Source organism: Mycobacterium sp. NGS59 (assembly GCF_059812345.1).
The window spans coordinates 1-19,036 of the sequence record NZ_JCALCN010000014.1 but is presented as its reverse complement, the minus strand read 5'-3'; the positions used below and the strand labels follow the sequence as shown (position 1 = coordinate 19,036).

General features: G+C 65.0%; 17 protein-coding genes and 1 tRNA gene. 11 read left to right on the top strand and 7 right to left on the bottom strand.

Annotated elements, in window-relative coordinates:
- The first annotated feature begins 22 nt into the window (after positions 1 to 22).
- Complete coding sequence (locus AC5Y46_RS16250; RefSeq protein WP_499992188.1) at positions 23 to 1,858, top strand: glycoside hydrolase family 15 protein; 1,836 nt, start codon at positions 23 to 25, stop codon at positions 1,856 to 1,858.
- Positions 1,859 to 1,924: 66 nt separating this feature from the next.
- Positions 1,925 to 2,146 (top strand): acyl carrier protein, encoded by a 222-nt coding sequence (locus AC5Y46_RS16245; RefSeq protein ID WP_499944960.1) that lies wholly within the window; start codon positions 1,925 to 1,927, stop codon positions 2,144 to 2,146.
- Positions 2,147 to 2,150: 4 nt separating this feature from the next.
- On the opposite strand, the gene AC5Y46_RS16240 is transcribed toward AC5Y46_RS16245, so the two are convergent.
- Positions 2,151 to 3,953 (bottom strand): sulfatase family protein, encoded by a 1,803-nt coding sequence (locus tag AC5Y46_RS16240; RefSeq protein ID WP_499992183.1) that lies wholly within the window; start codon positions 3,951 to 3,953, stop codon positions 2,151 to 2,153.
- Positions 3,946 to 4,395, bottom strand: coding sequence for an SRPBCC family protein (locus tag AC5Y46_RS16235; protein ID WP_499992182.1), 450 nt, complete (start codon positions 4,393 to 4,395; stop codon positions 3,946 to 3,948). The genes AC5Y46_RS16240 and AC5Y46_RS16235 overlap by 8 nt, the downstream gene beginning before the upstream one ends.
- 106 nt (positions 4,396 to 4,501) lie before the next feature.
- On the opposite strand from AC5Y46_RS16235, the gene AC5Y46_RS16230 reads away from it, so the two are divergent.
- The 3 genes from AC5Y46_RS16230 to AC5Y46_RS16220 all read left to right on the top strand — a co-directional run bounded on the left by AC5Y46_RS16230 (position 4,502) and on the right by AC5Y46_RS16220 (position 7,151).
- Positions 4,502 to 5,956, top strand: a complete 1,455-nt coding sequence (locus tag AC5Y46_RS16230) for an aldehyde dehydrogenase family protein (protein WP_499992178.1) — start codon at positions 4,502 to 4,504, stop codon at positions 5,954 to 5,956.
- A gap of 10 nt (positions 5,957 to 5,966) precedes the next feature.
- Positions 5,967 to 6,884: an HpcH/HpaI aldolase/citrate lyase family protein gene (locus AC5Y46_RS16225; RefSeq protein WP_499992176.1), complete on the top strand. Its 918-nt coding sequence runs from the start codon at positions 5,967 to 5,969 to the stop codon at positions 6,882 to 6,884.
- 105 nt (positions 6,885 to 6,989) lie between these two features.
- Entirely contained in the window at positions 6,990 to 7,151 is a 162-nt protein-coding gene (locus tag AC5Y46_RS16220) for a hypothetical protein (protein WP_499992174.1), read from the top strand.
- Here the strand turns inward: AC5Y46_RS16220 and AC5Y46_RS16215 are convergent.
- The 4 genes from AC5Y46_RS16215 to crcB (AC5Y46_RS16200) are packed head-to-tail and all read right to left on the bottom strand — an operon-like array spanning position 7,141 to position 10,067.
- Positions 7,141 to 8,211 carry a phosphotransferase gene (locus AC5Y46_RS16215; protein ID WP_499992170.1) on the bottom strand — a complete coding sequence of 357 codons (1,071 nt, stop codon included), beginning with the start codon at positions 8,209 to 8,211 and terminating at the stop codon, positions 7,141 to 7,143. The two genes, AC5Y46_RS16220 and AC5Y46_RS16215, sit on opposite strands and share 11 nt — an antisense overlap.
- Position 8,212: 1 nt before the next feature.
- Positions 8,213 to 9,310 carry a DUF190 domain-containing protein gene (locus AC5Y46_RS16210; protein WP_499992169.1) on the bottom strand — a complete coding sequence of 366 codons (1,098 nt, stop codon included), beginning with the start codon at positions 9,308 to 9,310 and terminating at the stop codon, positions 8,213 to 8,215.
- Positions 9,307 to 9,675: a fluoride efflux transporter CrcB gene (gene crcB / locus AC5Y46_RS16205; RefSeq protein ID WP_499992168.1), complete on the bottom strand. Its 369-nt coding sequence runs from the start codon at positions 9,673 to 9,675 to the stop codon at positions 9,307 to 9,309. The genes AC5Y46_RS16210 and crcB (AC5Y46_RS16205) overlap by 4 nt, the downstream gene beginning before the upstream one ends.
- Positions 9,672 to 10,067: a fluoride efflux transporter CrcB gene (crcB, locus tag AC5Y46_RS16200; RefSeq protein WP_499946987.1), complete on the bottom strand. Its 396-nt coding sequence runs from the start codon at positions 10,065 to 10,067 to the stop codon at positions 9,672 to 9,674. The genes crcB (AC5Y46_RS16205) and crcB (AC5Y46_RS16200) overlap by 4 nt, the downstream gene beginning before the upstream one ends.
- An 80-nt stretch (positions 10,068 to 10,147) precedes the next feature.
- On the opposite strand from crcB (AC5Y46_RS16200), the gene pgm reads away from it, so the two are divergent.
- The 6 genes from pgm (at position 10,148) to AC5Y46_RS16170 (ending at position 17,010) form a co-directional block, all read left to right on the top strand.
- A complete protein-coding gene (gene pgm, locus AC5Y46_RS16195) occupies positions 10,148 to 11,779 on the top strand; it encodes a phosphoglucomutase (alpha-D-glucose-1,6-bisphosphate-dependent) (protein WP_499992167.1) in 1,632 nt (543 codons plus the stop codon).
- A gap of 47 nt (positions 11,780 to 11,826) precedes the next feature.
- Positions 11,827 to 13,035 (top strand): MFS transporter, encoded by a 1,209-nt coding sequence (locus AC5Y46_RS16190; protein WP_499946991.1) that lies wholly within the window; start codon positions 11,827 to 11,829, stop codon positions 13,033 to 13,035.
- A 55-nt stretch (positions 13,036 to 13,090) separates the two neighbouring features.
- Positions 13,091 to 13,163 (top strand) — tRNA-Ala (locus AC5Y46_RS16185).
- A 77-nt stretch (positions 13,164 to 13,240) separates the two neighbouring features.
- Positions 13,241 to 14,332, top strand: coding sequence for a tyrosine-type recombinase/integrase (locus tag AC5Y46_RS16180; protein ID WP_055580136.1), 1,092 nt, complete (start codon positions 13,241 to 13,243; stop codon positions 14,330 to 14,332).
- An 849-nt stretch (positions 14,333 to 15,181) separates the two neighbouring features.
- The gene (locus AC5Y46_RS16175) at positions 15,182 to 15,868 is read left to right on the top strand and encodes a hypothetical protein (protein WP_065162209.1); all 687 of its coding nucleotides are present in this window, start codon (positions 15,182 to 15,184) and stop codon (positions 15,866 to 15,868) included.
- Positions 15,865 to 17,010 (top strand): XRE family transcriptional regulator, encoded by a 1,146-nt coding sequence (locus AC5Y46_RS16170; RefSeq protein WP_065162210.1) that lies wholly within the window; start codon positions 15,865 to 15,867, stop codon positions 17,008 to 17,010. Before AC5Y46_RS16175 ends, AC5Y46_RS16170 begins: the two co-directional genes overlap by 4 nt.
- 443 nt (positions 17,011 to 17,453) lie before the next feature.
- On the opposite strand, the gene AC5Y46_RS16165 is transcribed toward AC5Y46_RS16170, so the two are convergent.
- A partial coding sequence (locus AC5Y46_RS16165) for an AAA family ATPase (RefSeq protein ID WP_499992164.1) occupies positions 17,454 to 19,036 on the bottom strand: 1,583 nt, incomplete at its 5' end.

Here is a 19,036-nt window from a genome sequence, read left to right as displayed (position 1 = left end):
CCCTGGCTACCCGGTTTATCGGGTGCCAATCGGGGAACGCGAGGGCGTGCCGGCACCCGAACTGGATCCCGTCATCTCAGCGCCGAGCGATTCGCCGTGCCGCGACGACGGTTTCGTCCCGCTGCGTAGTTACGCGCCGATCGGGGACGGTCGCACCATCGCATTGGTCGCCCAAGACGGTGCCATCGACTGGTTCCCGATCCCCAACCTCGACTCGATACCGGCGTTCGCTGCGGTGCTGGACTCGGCCAACGGCGGACGGCTGGAACTGGCGCCATCGGTAGGGTTCACCGTCCGGCGTAGATATCTGCCCAAAACGAATGTTCTGGAGACCGTGTTCGACACCGATTCGGGCCGAGTCCGGGTCACCGACGCGCTCAACCTCGGATTGAACGGACGCCTGCCGTGGACCGAACTGGTGCGGCGTGTCGAAGGCGTCGAGGGGGAGGTGCCAATGCGGTGGCGCGTCGCGCCGGGAACACGTTTCGATACGGCTTCACCTTGGGCCAGGCAAACCCCGCACGGGACGGTGTTGCGGCTGGCGGACCTGAACCTCGGCGTCACCGTCTCCGAAGAGATGGAATTCGAAGTCACCGATCAGGCCATGTTCGGCACCTTCACTATCTCCGCAGGAGAGCGGAGGGTACTCGGTATGGTGGCCAGCGACGACGAACCGTTGATGCTCTCGGCCGTGGACGATATCGACGACGGACTCGACCGCACCATCGAGCACTGGTCGAACTGGTCGAGTCAGTTCGAGTGCACCGGCACCTGGCACGAGGCCGTGCGTCGCAGCGTGCTGCTGCTCAAGCTGCTGATCTTCAGTCCCACCGGAGCCGTCGCGGCTGCGGGCACGACATCCTTGCCCGAACGGATGTCGGGCGGCAAGAACTGGGACTACCGTTACGCCTGGGTCCGCGACACCGCCTACACCCTGGACGCCTTGCGTCGCTTCGGCATTCGGGAAGAAACACACGCCGCGATCAGCTGGTTGTTGCGCACGGTTCGCCGCCACTCCGCCGGCACCGGGGTCTTCTACCGGTTGGACGGCTCAACGGTCGACGATGTGATCGAGCATCAGGCGCCCGGCTGGCGGGGCATCGGCCCGGTCGTGACGGGTAACGGGGCGCACAGTCAGCTGCAGCTGAGCATCTACGCCGACCTGTTCAACACGGTGCGGTTGTACGTCGACGCCGGTCATGCGCTGGACACGCACACCGGACACATGCTGGCCGACTTCGCCGATCAGGCTTGCGATGCGTGGCGCAACCCTGACGCCGGTATGTGGGAACTGGAGAAGTTGGAGCACTACACGTCATCCAAACTCGGCTGCTGGCACGCCTTGAGTTGCGCGGTCGGACTGGCCGAGGACGGCCAGATCCCCGGAGACCCCCGACGTTGGGAGAGTGAAGCGAAGCGGATCCGCGACTGGGTGGAGCGGAAGTGCTGGTCGGAGAAGTTGGGCGCATATGAGTGGTATCCCGGCAGCGGCAAGCTGGATGCGTCGATCCTGTTGCACGCTGGTAGCGGATTTGAACGGGGACAACGGATGTCGTCGACCATCGACGCGCTGCGCCGGCACCTCGGCGAGGGGCCATTCTTGTACCGGTACAGCGGAGCGCGTGAAGAACGGGAAGGTGCGTTCACTGCGTGCTCCTTCTGGGCCGTCTCGGCGCTGCACTATGTCGGCCGTGACGGCGAAGCGCGCGAGCTGATGGACGAACTCGTTGGCCTGAGCAACGATATCGGGATGTTCTCCGAGATGATCGATCCCGAGGACAACTCGTTTCTGGGCAATCTGCCGCAGGGTCTGAGTCATCTGGCGTTGATCGGCGCGGCACTGGATTTGCAGTCCTGAGAACTGTTTAGGCACCCGGCGCGCGGGTAGGACTGACGGATCACAGATTGGTGAAGGAGTACGGATATGCCTGCTGGCGAAACCGGAATCGACGATGTGACTTTCGATTTGATCTCGGTGCAGTACCACTCATTGAAGGCCGGCCACGATTACGGGCAGTACGTTCGTGATGCGAAGAACGCTGGTTTGGACGACGTCGCTTCGTTTTTCGAAGAGGTCATGTCACAAGACGCCGAGCGTGCCCAACGCGCGCACAAGCTGCTCGCGTCGATCCAGTCGTCGGGTTAGCCCGCTACCTGAAGCGCGACAGCACCCGGCGCACCAGACCGGTGGACTCGCCCGTCGGTGGCTGCCGGTTGGCATACGGCCACGGCCGGTTGCGCTCCGGCACAGATGACGCTCGTGCCTGCTTGAGCCGCATTCGTAGGTGCCGACGCAGCTCGAGCAGTTCGGTTTCAGCCCAGCGGTTTTCGGTCTCCGTCGGATCGGTGGTCAAGTCGTAGAGCTCCCACTGGTCGTCGATCGGATCGCTGCGATACGCCTCGCCCCCGATCCCGTTGGCGGCCAGGTGGCGCACGCCGGGCTCGGTCCAGGTCGCCGGGTCGTCGAAGGTGCGGACCAGCTTCCAGAGATGTCCTGCTCCGCCGTCCGTGTCCTCGACACGTACCACCAGGCCTTCGAAGTTGGACGCCACATGAGCGGGCAGCCTGATACGAAGGGGCGCAGGCGGATTCACATCACGGCCCAGTTGACGAGACAGCGCTGACGCGCCGGTGTCGCCCTCCAGCACGTTGTCGCGGGTCATCAAGTAGACGGCGCGCGTGTCATCGGCCGACGCCCCGTCCACCACCGGCATCAGATCGCAGCCGGGGAGCGGATGCACCTCCGAGAACGACTCGGCGAGGGTCGCCGCGACGGCCTCCACATCCACGCCGGCCGCCCCGAGCAGTGTCGGAACCAGGTCGACGTGCGATGTGGGAGCCTCGACTGTGCGCGCAACGGTGGGGTTTTCGCCGATGCGGGCGATGACGAACGGCACCCGGGTGGCCTCGTCGTAGAGGTTGAACCATTTCTGGTGCAGTCCGCCGTGCGCACCGAGCAGCTCGCCATGGTCGGAGGTGCGCACCAGAACGGCTTTCTCCGAACCGTTTTCGGTGACAACTCGGCGCACCCGGTCGATCGGTGCGTCGACTTCGGCGTGCAGACGGTAGTAGAGGTCTCGGTAGCGCTGGGCGTTGCGTTTGTAGGTGCGGCTGATCGCCGGCGACGGGCCGTATCCGGAGTAGTAGGCCTCGCGGAAGGCGATCTGCGCGGCGGGCTTGCTCGACAGGTCCTCTTCGGCGGTGGGCGCCGGCGGCACCGGCGGCGGATCCAGCGGCGACGGTGGCACGGGGCTGCGGCGGACCCAGGCGGGAAAGAGCACGATGTCGTGCGGGTTGACGAAGCTGGCCACCAACAGAAACGGGCGCAGCGCCTTCGGGTCACCGGCCCGGCGCCGCGCGTAGCGGTCGGTCAGCCAAGCCACGACGCGATCGGCGATCAACGGGTCGCGCCGGAAACCGCTGTTTGCGTTGCCGGCCCCGTGCGGTTCGGGACCCACCCAGCCGGAGAAGCCGTAGGGAGCCAGCGGGTCCGCGTCGAGGTAGCGCTGTACCGCGACCGGGTCGACGACGCCGTCGTCGTCGTTGGTGGCCAGGGACCCGCCCGTCTGCGGATCCTCCAGGTCAGCGTGAGAGATGTGCCACTTGCCGTCGTAATGCGTGTCGTAGCCGGCCGCGCGAAACCAGTTCCCCAGCGTCGGCACCTCTCCGGCGCGCAGCCAACGCAACCGGGAATCGTCGAACCGCTTGCCGATGCCGTCGGTCTGGGTGACTCCGTGCAGGTCCGGATACTGGCCGGTGAAGATCGTGGGCCGGCTCGGCACACAGGCCAGCGATCCGGTGTAGTGGCGCGCGAAGTTGACGCCATGCTCGTCGAACCAGCGGCGACCGGGCATCTTCTGCCGGCGCCAAGCGAGCAGTTCGGCCGGCTCGTAGGGCGGTATGGCGCGCTCCTCGTCGGTCATCAGGATGACGATGTCGGGCCGGTCAGACATGCGCGTTCTCCAATCGTCGGGCCAGCCCCCTGAGCAGCTTCTCGGACTGCCTGGCCAGTACGCGCAGCAAGACGCGTTCTGCCGGACGCGCGGGTGGCCGGGTTCCCATCCTCAGCGTGCTGGTCAAGGTCACGGCCGTCGTCGCACCGGCGGGGCGCACCGACCAACTGTTGGTGACTGCGCCCAGGCGGGCGGGCAGACCCCCGATGTCGTACGTCAGCGTCTCGGGCGGGCTGAACTCGGTGATGCGCTCCACCAACGTGTTCGCACCCATCTGCACGCGACGGGTGGTGCCGATCCCCACCCCGGCACTGCCCTGGTTGAGCAGAGACGAATGGTCGACGTCGTCGGCCCAGGAAGACAGGCTCCCGAAATCCGCCAGGACATCCCAGACCTGCCGAGGTTGCGCGGCGATGGTTCGGCTGCGACTGATGGCTGCCACGTCGTCATCCAAGCATGTTCGGGCACTGGATTGGCCGAATCTTGACCCCACCGCACCCACGGTGCTAAGCAGGTGCTCAGCATTCGATGACGAGAGGGGATCGACGATGGCCGTGCAAACGGTACTGGACGAAATTCGGGAACGCCCCGGAACGGGAGACGTCATCCCGGTCATCGATCCGGCGACCGAAGAGCAGATCACCGAGTTCACCGATTGCGGCGAGGACGCGGTGAACCAGGCGGTGGGGCGGGCACGGGAGTCGTTTCAGTCCGGTGTCTGGTCGGAGCTGCCGGGTCGCCAGCGGGCCAAGATCATGTGGCGCATCGCGGATTTGATGGACGAGCATGCCGAGGAGTTCGCCCAGCTCGACTCGCTCAACACCGGCATGCCGCTGATGCAGGCGCAGTTGCAGATGTCCACCTGCTCGGAGTTCTTCCGCTATTACGCCGGGTGGTGTTCGAAGATCAACGGCGTCGCCTACGACGTGAAGACCGACGGAATCGCCACGGATGCCTTCGTCAACATGCACGCCTACACGTTGAAAGAGCCCTACGGGGTGGTGGGGCTGATCTTTCCGTGGAACGGTCCGATCTTCAACGCGAGCGCAAAGCTCGCGCCCGCGTTGGCCGCCGGCTGCAGCATGCTGGTCAAGCCTGCCGAGGAGACACCGCTGTCGGCGCTGCTGCTGGACCGGCTGATTCATCAGGCCGGCGTACCCGAGGGTGTGGTCAACCTGCTGACCGGCTACGGCCATACCGCGGGCGCGGCGATCACCGCGCATCCCGGCGTCGAAAAGGTCGCCTTCACCGGTTCGACCGAGGTGGGCAAGGAGATCGTGCGAGCCTCGGCGGACAACCTGAAGAAGGTCACGCTCGAATTGGGCGGGAAGTCGCCGGTGCTGATCTTCGACGACGCCGACATGAACAAGGCCGTCCTGATGGCCTCGCTCGGCATCTTCGTGCACTCCGGGCAGGGCTGCGTGTGCGGGTCGCGGATCTTCGCCCAGCGCGGCGTGTATGACCAAGTCGTGGAAGGCATTTCGATGATGGCGAATACCTTCAAATTGGGCGCGCCCAGCGAGGAGGGCTGCGTCAGCGGCCCGCTGATCAGCCAGAAACAACTGAACCGGGTGATGGGCTTCATCGACGAGGGCAAGAGCGACGGTGTCGACGTGGTCACCGGTGGGTACCGGCTGGACCGCAAGGGGTACTTCGTTCATCCGACGGTGCTCACCAACGTCGACCCCGGCATGCGCCTGTATCAGCAGGAGATCTTCGGTCCGGTGGTCAGCATCTTGCCGTTCGACGACGAGGACGAGGCGGTGGCCCTGGCCAACGACACCACCTACGGTCTGGCGGCCACCGCGTGGACGGAGAACCTGGGCCGCGCCCACCGGATCGTCAAGCGACTCCAAGCGGGCAGCGTGCAGGTGAACTGCCAATTGGTGTTCGACCACGACGTGCCGTTCGGCGGCCACAAGCAGTCCGGATGGGGTCACGAATTCGGCCGGGAGGGCATCGACATGTACATGAAGACGAAGTCGGTTTGGGCTCAGCTGTAGCGTTGGGTCCGTGTATGAACAGGGCGATACCGACATCACGGACCCCGCCGACGTCGGCTCACGCATCGATCCGGTCCTGGCCCGGAGCTGGTTGCTGGTCAACGGCACCCACGCCGACCGGTTCGATGCCGCTGCCCGCTCCCGCGCCGACATCGTCGTCTTCGACATCGAGGACGCGGTAGCGCCGAAGGACAAGGTCAGCGCCCGCGACAACGTGGTGCGTTGGTTGTCGGTCGGCAACGACGACTGGGTCCGGATCAACGGATTCGGAACCCCTTGGTGGGCCGACGATCTCGCGCAGCTGGCGGGTACCTCGGTCGGTGGGGTGATGTTGGCGATGGTCGAGTCGGTGGACCATGTCACCGAGACCGCCAAGCGGTTGCCGGACGTGCCGATCGTGGCGCTGGTCGAGACGGCCCGGGGACTGGAACGCATCACCGAGATCGCGGCGGCCAAGGGCACTTTCCGGCTCGCGTTCGGCATCGGTGACTTCCGCCGAGACACCGGCTTCGGTGAAGACCCGTCCACGTTGGCCTACGCGCGGTCCCGCTTCACCATCGCGGCCAAGGCGGCCGGGCTGGCCAGCGCCATCGACGGACCGACCATCGGTTCGAATCCGCTCAAGCTGATCGAGGCGACCGCGGTCTCGGTCGAGTTCGGGATGACGGGCAAAATCTGCCTGTCGCCGGATCAATGCGCGGTGGTGAACGAGGGCCTGTCCCCGTCGCAGGACGAAATCTGTTGGGCCAAGGAATTTTTCGCCGAGTTCGAACGCGACGGGGGCGAGATCCGCAATGGTTCGGACTTGCCGCGCATCGCCCGGGCCACCAAGATCCTGGACCTGGCCAGGTCCTATGCGATCGAGGTGTCGGATTTCGAGGACGATCAAGGCCATTCGCCAGCTCCGACGGACACCTACCATTACTGAGTCCGGGGGCGAGTTTTTGGGCGCGAGCAGACGCAAAATCCCCCGGTTTCGTACCGAAACGGGGGATTTTGCGTCTGCTCGCGCAACTCCCGCAGTCCCGGTGAGTTGCGGCTCTCGGTTGCCCTGCGCAGTCCGCGACCCGACGATGTCGAGGCGTTGGCCGAGCTCGGCGTGCACGAGCTGGTGCTGGTCGAGTCGCCGCCGGATGACGCCGACGCGGTGCCCGACTGGATTGCCGCACTCGCCGAAAGATGGATCAGGCGGTGATGTCGCGCAGCGCCTGTGCAGTGTCCAGATCGGAATAGGCCGCCGAATACCGTTGCGCCAGTGCGACAGCGATGTCCGGTCGTTGCCACAGGTCGCCCGCGCTGGCGGTGCACAGCCAGATGGCCAGTCCGTGCGCCACCGACGCCCGGTACCACAGCCAGATTTCCTCGCTGCTCGGCGTCTCGTCGCCGGGCAGCCCGAGCGAGGCGCGGTAGACCTCGAGCAGTTCACGTTCGTGGTCGCGCCGGTCCGCAACGGTCAGCGCGCCCTGCAGGAAATAACCCAGATCCAGCGACCAGTTGCCCCGGCGGGCGACCTGCCAGTCCAGGAAGCCCACCTCACCCCCGGGTAGCAGATAGGTGTTGCCGATGTGCGGGTCACCGTGCAGCAGGGTTTGTGGTCCGGCGGTCAGGGTCCGGATGTAGGGCTTCCAGATCGACTCGATCAGCCGGTCGGCGGTCAGGGACAGCACTTCGGCCGGTGCGTCGTCACCCAGGCGCGCCTGGGCTTCGTGCAAGGGAGCGTATTGCATTCCGTCCCAAGGAAGAAACGGTTCGAGCCAGCGCAGCGCCGGATACGTCGGTAGGCGCTCGTTCCAGTACTTGCCGTGCAGTCGAGCCAGTCCACGCACGCCCGAGGCGGCTTGATCCACCGACATCGGACGGGTGGCATCACGAGGGTCGGCGGCGCGCGCGTTGAGATCCTCCATGATCATCACGAAGTCGTAGTCGTCCTCATCGATCAGGGCCGTGTAGACGACGGGGTGCTCGAGCGGTAGATCGACGTTGTTCATGAACAGGCGCGGCTCGTGGAACATGCCGCTGGTCATGCGGATCATGTCTTTGTGGGCGGGGTCGGCGGCCTTGGCGAAGACCGTGGCCGGCCCGGCGCCGGTGGAGTAGGTGAGTTGCAGACGGGCCCGGCGGTTGGTGCCGTCGTCACGACCGGCGACGGTGACCGACTCGACCGTCGCGCCGGGAAAGTGGCTGACCAACGCCGCGGACATCCAGCCGGGAGTTATCTCGTCCCAGGACTTGGGCACCGAAAGTGCAGCGGTCATTTCAGTAGTCATACTCCGCGAGTGGGGTCTCGGTGCCGGGTGGGGTGCCGTTCAGCGATATGGCCGCGGGGACCATCTCGCTGGTGACCAGTCCGTGTCGCGTGGTCACCTCGTCGATGACGTCGAACCTGCGCGCGATGTGCTGCGGTGTGTCGACGACGATGGTGGTGACCGGGACCTGTCTGGTGAGTTGAAAGACCTTGTCTCCGTGCGGTTTATGGTTGCCATGGAAACCCCAGATGCCGCGCAGCACCGTGGCGCCGCGAGCGTTCCCGGATCGCATCAGTTGCTGGACGATGGCGCGGTGGATCGGTTGACCTTCGTGCAGGGTCGCCGCGGTGGTGTGCACCATCAGCTTCTGCCACAGAGGGCGGCCCCGGCTGTCGGCCGGCGGGAGTTCTTGGGGACGGGCGAACAGTTCGCCGTCGCGTTTGCACAGTCGCACGCGTTCGGTGGTCAGTTGTGGGTCGGGAAGCAGTTGCGCGAGTTCGGTGGTCGCGGCCCACACCTGCGCCGGTAGCCCGACGGCGATGATCATCTGGGGGACATCGACGTTGCGCCCGAAAAACCGGGCCCGTTGCCGCTCACCGTAGGCGGTGCCGTCGACACCGAGAAACACTGTGGCACCGGCAAATCCATGCCGATGCAGCAGTTCACAGACAGCTAGATGGGCGGGCCTGCCGGCCACGCGTACCTGCCGGCCGACGTACACGGTCAGCTTGGCGGCATCGCCGGTTCGGCTGTCGATGTGCGTGGCGGCGTCGGTGCCGCTGTTCCTGGTGACCAGCCGTGCGCGTTCCAGCGTCACGAGCCCCCGGCCGGTGATCGCGGTGACGTCGTCGACCAGAGACCCGATCCTGGACTCGGCGTCGACGGCCGCGATGGTCACGGGCGGATCCTCGGACAAACTCAGCGAACGGTCGCTGCGCAGTTCGCCTTTGGGTCCGAAACCGGAGATGCCGCGCATCATGACGCTGGTTGCGATGCCACGAGAGCCGAACAGATCCAGCATCGCATCCGCCAGGAATCGTCTGGAGTCGCCGACGGCACGTTGCCGTTCACCGAAGTACGCGGTGAGTTTCAGGCTCTGCTCGCTCATATCAGGCCCGCGATCCGTTGCCCCAGCACCACAGCCGCCAGTCCGAGCGCCACGCTGACAGCGATGTTGGCGAACGCCGCCGGTAGCTGGCGTTCCTCGCTGAGTCGCTGAGTCTCGAGCATCCAGGTGGAGAAGGTGGTGTAGGCGCCGACGAAGGCGGTGCCGGCCAGCAGCGCAGCGTCTTTGGACAGGGCCAGGCTGCCCAGGAAACCGAGCAGCGCGGCACCGGTGACGTTGACCGTCAACGTGCCGTAGGGGAACGGGCGGCCGAGGCGGCGGACGACGGTGCGATCCACCAGGAATCGCGCAACCGAGCCCATACCACCGATGACCATGACCCCGAGCCAGACCAGGACCGTCGTCATCGGATCCGCGCCCGGCGCACCAGGGCAGTGGCCAGGTACACCGCCAGCAGTCCGAGTGTGATGCTCACGACGGTGTAGGCGGTCGCCAGCAGCCAGTGGCCGTGCTCGATCATCTTGACCGTCTCGACCTGCATGGTGGAAAAGGTGGTCAGCCCGCCGCACAATCCGGTGCCCAGCAGCGGGCGTCGGTAACTGGACAGCGGCAGCCTTTCCAGCAGCCGAGTGGTGAAGTAGCCGACCAGGAACGCGCCCACGATGTTGACCACGAACGTCGGCCACGGCCAGCGGGCCGGATCGGGAACGGCCAGGGTCGCCAGCGCCGCTCGAGCCAGCGAGCCCAGCGCGCCGCCGGCGAAAATCGCTGCCAATTCCCGAGAGTCGGGGCGTGCCACCGGTTGTTTCCCTCCCGTGTGCCTAGTGTGCGCCTAGCAGCCTAAGGCGGCACCGCGGCGTATGGGCAGAATTGGTGACCATGGCCCACCCGCGAGCCGGTCAGCCGGCGCAGCCCCAAGACCTTGTCGATCTGCCGCATCTGGTGACGGCGTACTACTCGCTTCGTCCCGACCCCGAGGACGTGGCGCAGCAGGTGGCGTTCGGTACCTCGGGGCATCGCGGTTCATCGTTGAACGGCGCATTCAACGAGGCTCACATCCTGGCCATCACCCAAGCGATCGTCGAGTATCGCGCGGCACAAGGCACCACCGGCCCGTTGTTCATCGGCCGTGACACACACGGCCTTTCGGAGCCGGCGTGGGTTTCGGCGCTGGAGGTACTGGCCGGCAATGATGTGGTGGCCTTGATCGATGCGGCCGACCGGTACACGCCGACGCCGGCGATCAGCCACGCGATCCTGACGTACAACCGCGGACGCGACGCCGGACTGGCGGACGGAATCGTGGTGACGCCGTCGCACAACCCGCCGATGGATGGCGGGTTCAAGTACAACCCGCCCAACGGCGGACCGGCGGACAGCGCCGCGACCGGTGCTATTGCCAAGCGCGCCAACGAAATTCTGCGGGACGGGCTTTCGGGAGTGCGTCGGGTGCCGCTGGCGCGCGCGTTGAGTCGGGTGCAGCGCCACGACTATCTGAGTTCGTATGTCGACGACTTGCCCAACGTCGTGGACATCGACGCGATACGCGCGGCCGGGGTGCGTATCGGCGCCGACCCGCTCGGCGGGGCCAGCGTGGACTACTGGGGCGGGATCGCTTCGCGTTTCGGTTTGGACCTGACTGTGGTCAATCCTCTGGTGGACGCGACGTGGCGGTTCATGACCTTGGATCACGACGGCAAGATCCGGATGGACTGCAGCTCACCTTCGGCGATGGCTGGGTTGATCGCCAACCGGGACGACTACCAGATCGCCACCGGCAACGACGCCGACTCCGACCGGCACGGCATCGTCACCCCCGACGGCGGACTGCTGAATCCGAACCACTACCTGGCGGTGGCAATCGACTATCTGTTCACCCACCGGCCTTCGTGGCCGGCAGATGTGGGCGTCGGCAAGACCGCGGTGAGTTCGTCGATGATCGACCGGGTGGTGGCGGGTCTCGACCGGGAACTGGTCGAGGTTCCCGTCGGCTTCAAGTGGTTTGTGGACGGATTGATCGGCGGCACCATCGGATTCGGCGGGGAGGAGTCGGCGGGAGCTTCGTTCCTGCGCCGGGACGGATCAGTGTGGACCACCGACAAGGACGGCATCATCCTGGCGTTGCTGGCGTCGGAGATCCTCGCGGTGACCGGGCGGACGCCGTCGCAGCGGTATGCCGAGTTGGCTGCCGTATATGGCAAGCCGTGCTACGCGCGGGTGGACGCGCCGGCCGATCGCGAGCAGAAGGCTCGGCTGTCCCGGCTTTCCGCCTCCGAGGTTTCTGCGTCGGAGTTGGCGGGGGAGCCGATCGTGGCGAAGCTGACTTCGGCGCCCGGTAACGGTGCTTCGCTCGGTGGGCTGAAGGTGGTTACCGAGAACGCATGGTTTGCGGCGCGACCGTCGGGCACCGAGGACGTGTACAAGATCTACGCGGAATCCTTCCTCGGGCCCGAGCATTTGACGGAGGTGCAAGAAACGGCCCGCAAGGTGGTCAATACAGTCATCGGGTGACCATCTCGCTACGGCGTCCCCGTCCGAGGGGGCACGGGTCTACCCGACTGCCGCGCGAGGTCTGGATCCTCAGTTGGGCCAACGTCATGGTCGCGCTGGGCTACGGGGTCATTTCGCCGGTGATGCCGTCGTTTGCCCGCACCTTCGGAGTCAGCATCGACGCAGTGACCTTCCTGGTCACCGTCTTTTCGTTGAGTCGCATGTGTTTCGCGCCGCTCAGCGGTGTCCTCGTACAGCGGATGGGGGAGCGGCGAATTTATCTCGCCGGTTTGCTGATCGTCGCGCTGGCCAGCGCCGCCTGCCCGTTCTCTCACACGTACTGGCAATTGCTGGTTTTCCGGGTCATCAGCGGCATCGGATCAACCATGTTCTTCGTGTCGGCATTGGGCCTGATGATCCACATCAGCCCTCCCGATGCGCGCGGACGGGTGGCGGGTCTGTTCACCACATCGTTCATGGTGGGAGCGGTGGGTGGGCCGGCGGTGGGTGCGCTGGCGGCCGGATGGGGTTTGGCCGCGCCGTTCCTTATCTTCGGCGGGGGGCTGCTGGCCGTCACGGCAGTGGTGTTTTTCAGCCTGCGTCACTCGGAACTGGCCGCACCTGGTCCGCCGACCCGATCGACGGTGACGATGCACCAGGCATTGCGGGTACGCGCGTACTGGTCGTCATTGCTGGCCAACTTCGCCACCGGCTGGTCGGCGTTCGGGCTGCGCGTCGCGCTGGTCCCGCTGTTCATCACCGACGTCATGGGACGAAGCGTCGGCGTCATCGGCGTGGTGCTTGCGATGTTCGCGGTCGGTAATGCGATAGCCGTCGTCCCCAGCGGCGATCTGTCTGACCGGGTCGGCCGGCGCACACTGCTCATCGTCGGACTTGCCGCGTCCGGTGCCGCGACTCTCTGGCTCGCCGCCGTGACCTCGCTGCCGTGGTTCTTGGTCGCGGCGTTCGTCGGTGGCGCGACAGCGGGCATCTACATGTCGCCGATGCAGGCTGCCGTCGCGGACATCCTCGGCAGCGAGGCGCGCGCGGGTGGCCCGGTGGCGATGGTGCAGATGGTGTCCGATCTCGGGGCCATCGTGGGTGCGACGACGGTCGGGTGGTTCGCCGGGCACGTGAGCTACGGCTGGAGTTTCGGCGTCAGCGGAATTGTGCTGCTAATTGCTGCTCTCGGCTGGGTATTGGGACCGGAAACCCGGCTGAATGCGTTGAGTCCGGAAGGTCTTGCTGAGTCGTCGGCGGAGGACAAGGGCCTATGACCAGCAGCTTTGATGGACGGTTGCCGGTGGTGTAGCTTCGATTGGCACGACATTTGGGGCTATGGCGCAGCTGGTAGCGCACCACACTGGCAGTGTGGGGGTCAGGGGTTCGAGTCCCCTTAGCTCCACCCAGAAACCGCAGGTCACAGCGTTTCGCTAATTCTCCCGTCAACACAGCGGTCAACATCGGGCGTATTCTGCCTGCATGGCGACGCTTCGACTGCGCACCCGCAAAGACGGTAGTTCCTACACATCGGTGCTTTTCAGGGTTGACGGCAAGCAGTCGTCGCTGTCTTTCGATGACCACGGGCTGGCGGTCCGGTTTCGGGAACTGGTCAACCAGGTGGGCCCGGCTAAGGCCCTTGAGGTCATGGCTGTGACAGAACGTGCGGGCTCGATTCTGACGGTCGAAGAGTGGATCGGCCATCACATTGACCACTTGACCGGCGTCGAGCCCGGGACCGTACGACGCTATCGGTCCTATCTGACCAACGACATCGCGCCGGTCTTGGGCGTCACGCCGCTGGCGGCGTTATCCCGTGATGACATCGCGCTGTGGGTGAATGCAATGTTCGACCAAGGTGCATCCGGCAAGACGATTGCCAACAAGCAGCGATTCTTATCCGGAGCGATGAACGCGGCCGTTGCGGGCGGCCACATCTCCGTCAACCCGTGTCGCGGCCTGCGCCTGCCTCGATGGGAGCGGCGAGAGATGGTGTTCCTCACCGAATCCGAATTCGCCCTCCTGCTCAATGCCGTCACCGAGTACTGGCGGCCGTTGGTAACCTTCCTCGTCGCGTCCGGAGCCCGGTGGAGCGAGGCGACCGCGTTGCGACCTGACGACGTCGACCGTGCGCAAGGCACTGTGCGAATATCCCGGGCCTGGAAGGCGGATGACGAGGGCGTCAGACTTGGACCGCCCAAGTCGGCTAAATCCGTGCGCACCATCAACGTCGCCGATAGTGCCCTTGCGAAGCTGGACTACTCCGGCGAGTGGCTCTTCACTAATCGGGTCGGAGACTACGTTCGCGCGCAGGGGTTCACTCGACGGGTGTGGGCGCCGGCCGTGAAACGGGCGGCGCTCGGCAAGACGCCTCGGATTCACGACCTGCGGCACACCTGTGCCTCGTGGATGATCGCTGATAACGTGCCGCTGGCTGTCGTGCAGCAACATCTAGGGCATGAGTCGATCGAGACCACCGTGGGGACGTACGGGCACCTGGACCGCCGCAGCGCGCAGGCGGCCGCCAGTGCCATCAGCGTTCGATTGGAGATCGGGCGTACGTCCACCACGTGACGTCGCCTGGCGCGGAAAATTGGTTCGCGAGCGATGTCGCGTTAAGCGAATCCAGGGCTTAGCGTAGATGCATGGAACTGTCGGCATCGATTACGCTCTTGGGCAATCGATGTCATTCGGTTCGTGTGAGGACAGCGTGTCTCGCAACAGGTTTCATAAAGACACGGGATCCATCTTGACTGGGCCGCTGACATATGATCTTGCCGAGGCCGCCGAGCGAATCGGCGGCGTGTCGGAGAAATGGTTGGCCGCTCAACTGAGGGCGGGCAAGCTACAAGGGCGAAAAGTCGGTAGGAAGTGGCGGATGACCCTCGGCGACATCGAATCGGCGGTGGAAATGTTTCGTGTTGTGGCGCAGGATGTTTCGCTAGATCGGGCCCAGCAAGAGCATCTGGGTTCTTCGGGCCTGACTCGAACTAGTCGCCGGCGGTTCGCGTCGTAGCGACCGTTGCACTTACGGGTCACGGGGAAGTCTTCGCCCAGACGACAACAGCGTGTTGTCGGCCGTTCGATCGGTCGCCCCACTCGGAGGATCCTTCGCGCGTCATTCGTCGCCATCCCCTACGTTGGAGCCTTGGCGTCAATGTAGTTCGACTCTCCCCGGCAATGGGCAGCACGCTCACTCCGGGTTGTCGAGTCGCAGGCGATCGCTGCGACTGGGGCAGTGGCCAACGAAGGGCCGCCGCTGCAAAGCCAGCGAACCGACCGCCGCGCAACTATTAGTGGTGAGTTCGAGAACAATCGTCAGGGATGTCCGAAATTCTTAAGTCGCACACGCGGGTCGCCACTGTCCAGATTTCTGACCTCAAATGTGGTTGAATATCTGGACACTACCGAGAAGGGGTTCCCGTGGCTGAACCGCTCGAAATTCGACAGCAGAGCATCGAACAGCGTCTAGTTGAGTTCGACCTGACGATTTCAGATATTCACGACCGCATCATCTACGCCGCGATCCAAGCCGCAGATGCCGTCAGCCCACTTGCACCGAAGGGTGCGCCGGGTCGCCACGCGCACGACTACTGTGTCGCCGCACTGCGCTCTGTCTTGCTCGCGAAAAGCGGCTGGGAAATCGTTGAGGACGACTTTGTAGCTAGGACGGTGCACCGGAAGAAACGGATCGCGATCGTTGTGGCGAGCGGCAACGAGCTCACCGGCATCCCCGGAACCGACAGCGACTTCACCACCAAGTGGCACAAAGGTTCACGCGCCTTCGCAGGGGCTCCGACCAACCAGCAGATGGGCTTCGACGATGTCGACGGTAGCGGCTTCGACTGGGGTCTACGCGAAAATGATCCGTCGATGGAATGGCGCCTGTGGTATCTCCTCCACTACCGCACCAAAGACTCGGTCCGATTAGAACTCAGCGCTCCTGGCCATCTTGACGACGCGGAATTTCCACGCAGTTGGATCGAGCGGATTCTTCTGCCCCCCTACATAGTTAGTCAGAGCGATGGCGGTAGCGGTTCCGCCTCGCGTGACGATGACGATCGCGACGACGGCAGCGCGCGGGTCGAAGTTCCAGTCCAGAAGAGATGACGACGCGCGAATTCGTCCCCTCGCGGTTGGAATTCGCTAGGAAACGCAAGGGGATCCCTCGAACCAAACTGGCAGCATTACTCGGCGTGAACCCAAAGACACTGCAACGCTGGGAAGCCGGGGTAACCACGCCGGCCGAAGACCAAATCGTAGAACTCGCAGAACAACTACGTGTCCTCCCGAAGTTCTTTTCCTCGGCCGATATCGAGGTCGTCCCGGATGACGCCGTCAGTTTCCGCGCGCTCACGAAAATGACAGCGGCAGAGCGAGACGGCGCGACTGCGTCCGGCCGACTAGGCGTGGAGTTCATGCGATGGGTCGAGACGATGTTCGATCTACCAGCCAACAGTGTTCCAACGCTTACCGGCTGGAAGCCAGAGCTTGCAGCGGAGGCTGTTCGCGAAAGGTGGAATCTGGGCTCCGGTCTCATTCGTGAGCTGTTACCCGTCTGCGAGCTACACGGCATCCGTGTGATGAGCTTGGCCCCCGAGTACCACAACGTTGACGCCTTCAGTTTCTACGACAAGGGCACACCGTTTGTCTTCCTGAATACTACGAAGACGGCAGAGAGATTGCGGTTCGACCTTGCCCACGAACTAGGGCATTTGGTCATGCATGGCGAGTACGAGGTCTGCCAGGGTCGCGAAGCGGAGATGCAATCCAACGATTTCGCAAGTGCCTTCTTGATGCCGCGCGACAGCGTGTTGTCTGCCGGATTGTTCGGATCCAACGTCGAGCAGGTGATTCGCGCGAAAAGCAAGTGGCACGTTGCCGCGATGGCACTTGCTCACCGACTGAATTCACTAGGACTGGTGACGGAGTGGGGTTACCGCTCGCTCTGCGTGGAGCTCAGTAAGCGCGGCTTTCGACGGAGCGAACCTGGATCGCAGCTGAGGCACGAATCGTCACAGATCCTAGGAAAAGTCATGGCAGCACTACGAGCCGATGGGTTTACCACGCGGCGCGTAGCCACCGAGATCGGACTTCCCGCAACCGAATTCGCCGCCTATCTGTTCGGGCTCACTGTCACCTATCAAGATGGCGCCGGAAGTGCGCCCACGATCCGAGACAGGCCAAGGCTGGAAGTGGTTGGGGGCACCGCTCAGGCCGATCACGCGTATGTGAGCGCATTCGATGAGTGAGGTTCACCTGAAGGTTGCTCGGTGGGCGGGGTCCGCAACGAATTGCCGACCCAGAGGCAACGGGCGCCGCTTGTGGTGTTCCCGTGACTTTCCGCTCAGGGTCGGACTGCGAACGCTCTCATCGTCCTGCGGCCCGCTCGCTTCTGTACGACGTGGAGATTCGCTGATGTATATCGAACGCGTAGTGGTGACGCGCTCTCGGTGCTTCGGGTCACGCACAACCATCGACTCGCAGAGTTGACTGCGCTGATCGGGGGCGACGGCGCGCAACCGACATCCGAGAACGCCCGCGTTCTGGCCGACGAAGGTGAATTTCGGGATTTGCGGAACGCTCTAGGCGACGCCACCACGCAACTCGCCCGCCATGCGGATATGGGCGTCGGCGTCTTTGATTGGCTCTTAGAAGTCTGGCCACGCCCTCGGCGGTAGATCCCAGGCTCGGATTACAGCTCGAGCCCCCGATCGCCGCGGTCGATGTGGCGGTCTGGGGTGGTGAGGTTGTCGATGTGGGCGGCGGCTTCGGCGATGTCGCGCAGGCGGTCGACGATGTGGGTGCGCTGGCGTAGTAGTTCGATGGCTTGGTCGCGGGTGGTGCTGGTTGCGCTGGTGGTGGCGAGGTGGTGTTCGGCGCGTTCGATGGCGGTGCGCGGGGCCGGGTTGGGGTCGGGTTCGGGGATGCCGAGTTGGTGGGCGGCGGTGGAGTTGTGGTGAAGCGCGGTGAGCAGGGTATGTGCGGGTTGGTGGTGGTGGTCGCCGGTGGTGATGAGGATGAGTTTGGTGTTGGTGGCCGCAGCGGCGTTGGTGAGCCAGTGCAGGTTGTCGGTGCTGAGGTGGTCAGCGTCGTCGACGACGATCAGGCTGCCCAGTGGAAGTTTCAGGGGGCGGTTACCGAGTGTGGTGCGGGCGCTGTCGATGTGGCCGGTGGCGTCGGCGTAGCGGTGTTGGGCGGCGTAGTCGCGGGCCGCCGGGCTGGCGGTCAGCGCGAGCACACGGTGATCTTGGTGGTGTGCGGTCGCCACGAGCGCGGCCAGTGCACCGTGCTTGTCGGCGCCGGGGTGCAGGTGCAGTGCTTGCACGGTGTGGATGTTGGCGGTGATCGCGGTAACGACGCGGCGGTGGGTGTCGTCGAGGTCGGCCACCGCGGTCTCGTCCGGGTAGTAGAGGGCTCCGGGGCTGACGGTGCTGGCGGCCTGCAGGAAAGCAACCTCGGCGCGTAATACGTCGAGGTCGGCGGCCAGATCGTAGGCGTAAGTGGGACTTTGGGCCAGGGCGCGGGCCGCGCAGGCTTCGGCGCGGCGAAGTTGGTCATCGAGGGTGCGAGCGTTTCGGCGGGCGTCGTTGAGGGTGGCGGTGTCGTCGGTGATGGCCTCGGTGCGGCGGGTGTGGATGTGGTGTTCGGTGACGATGCCTGCGGGGCCGCCGGCGGCGTCGAGCAGGGCGGTGCGGGCGTCGTCGAGGCGGGTGCGTGCAGTGTGCAGCGCGACAGTGATGCGCTCGGTGTTCTGGCTGACCTGGTCGCGGTGAGCGCGGTAGCGCGCGGCGGCACCATCATCGGCGCGGCTGGTCGCCGCGGTGATGACAGCGTCGAGTTGGTCGAGCAGTGCACTGTGCAGCGCGGCGGCGTCTTCGGCGTGCACCCACCGGGTGTGGGCGTGGGCCAGGGCCTCGTGCAGGGGACGTTGTTGCTCGTGGCGGTGGCGCAGGTCGGCGAGTTCGGCGGCGGCGGCGTGTTCGGCGGGTCCACCGCCCCCGCCCAGGATGGCTTTTTCCAGCTCGCGGGCGTGGCGGTAGGCGGCGTCGCGGCGGGCGCGCAAAGCCGGGATGTCAGTGTTCTCGGCCCGCGCAGCACCTAGGGGTCGGTGGTGAGGGAGGTCGTCGAAGTCCAGGCCGGCGAGGTCCTCCTCGGCGAAGCTGTAGGGGTAGTCGGTGGGGTCGGGTGGCGGCTCGCCCAGATCCTCGTCGAGCCCGTAGTCGCCGGTGATGTCGAAGTCGAGCTGGCCGGCGACGACAGGAGTTTGGGTGGCGT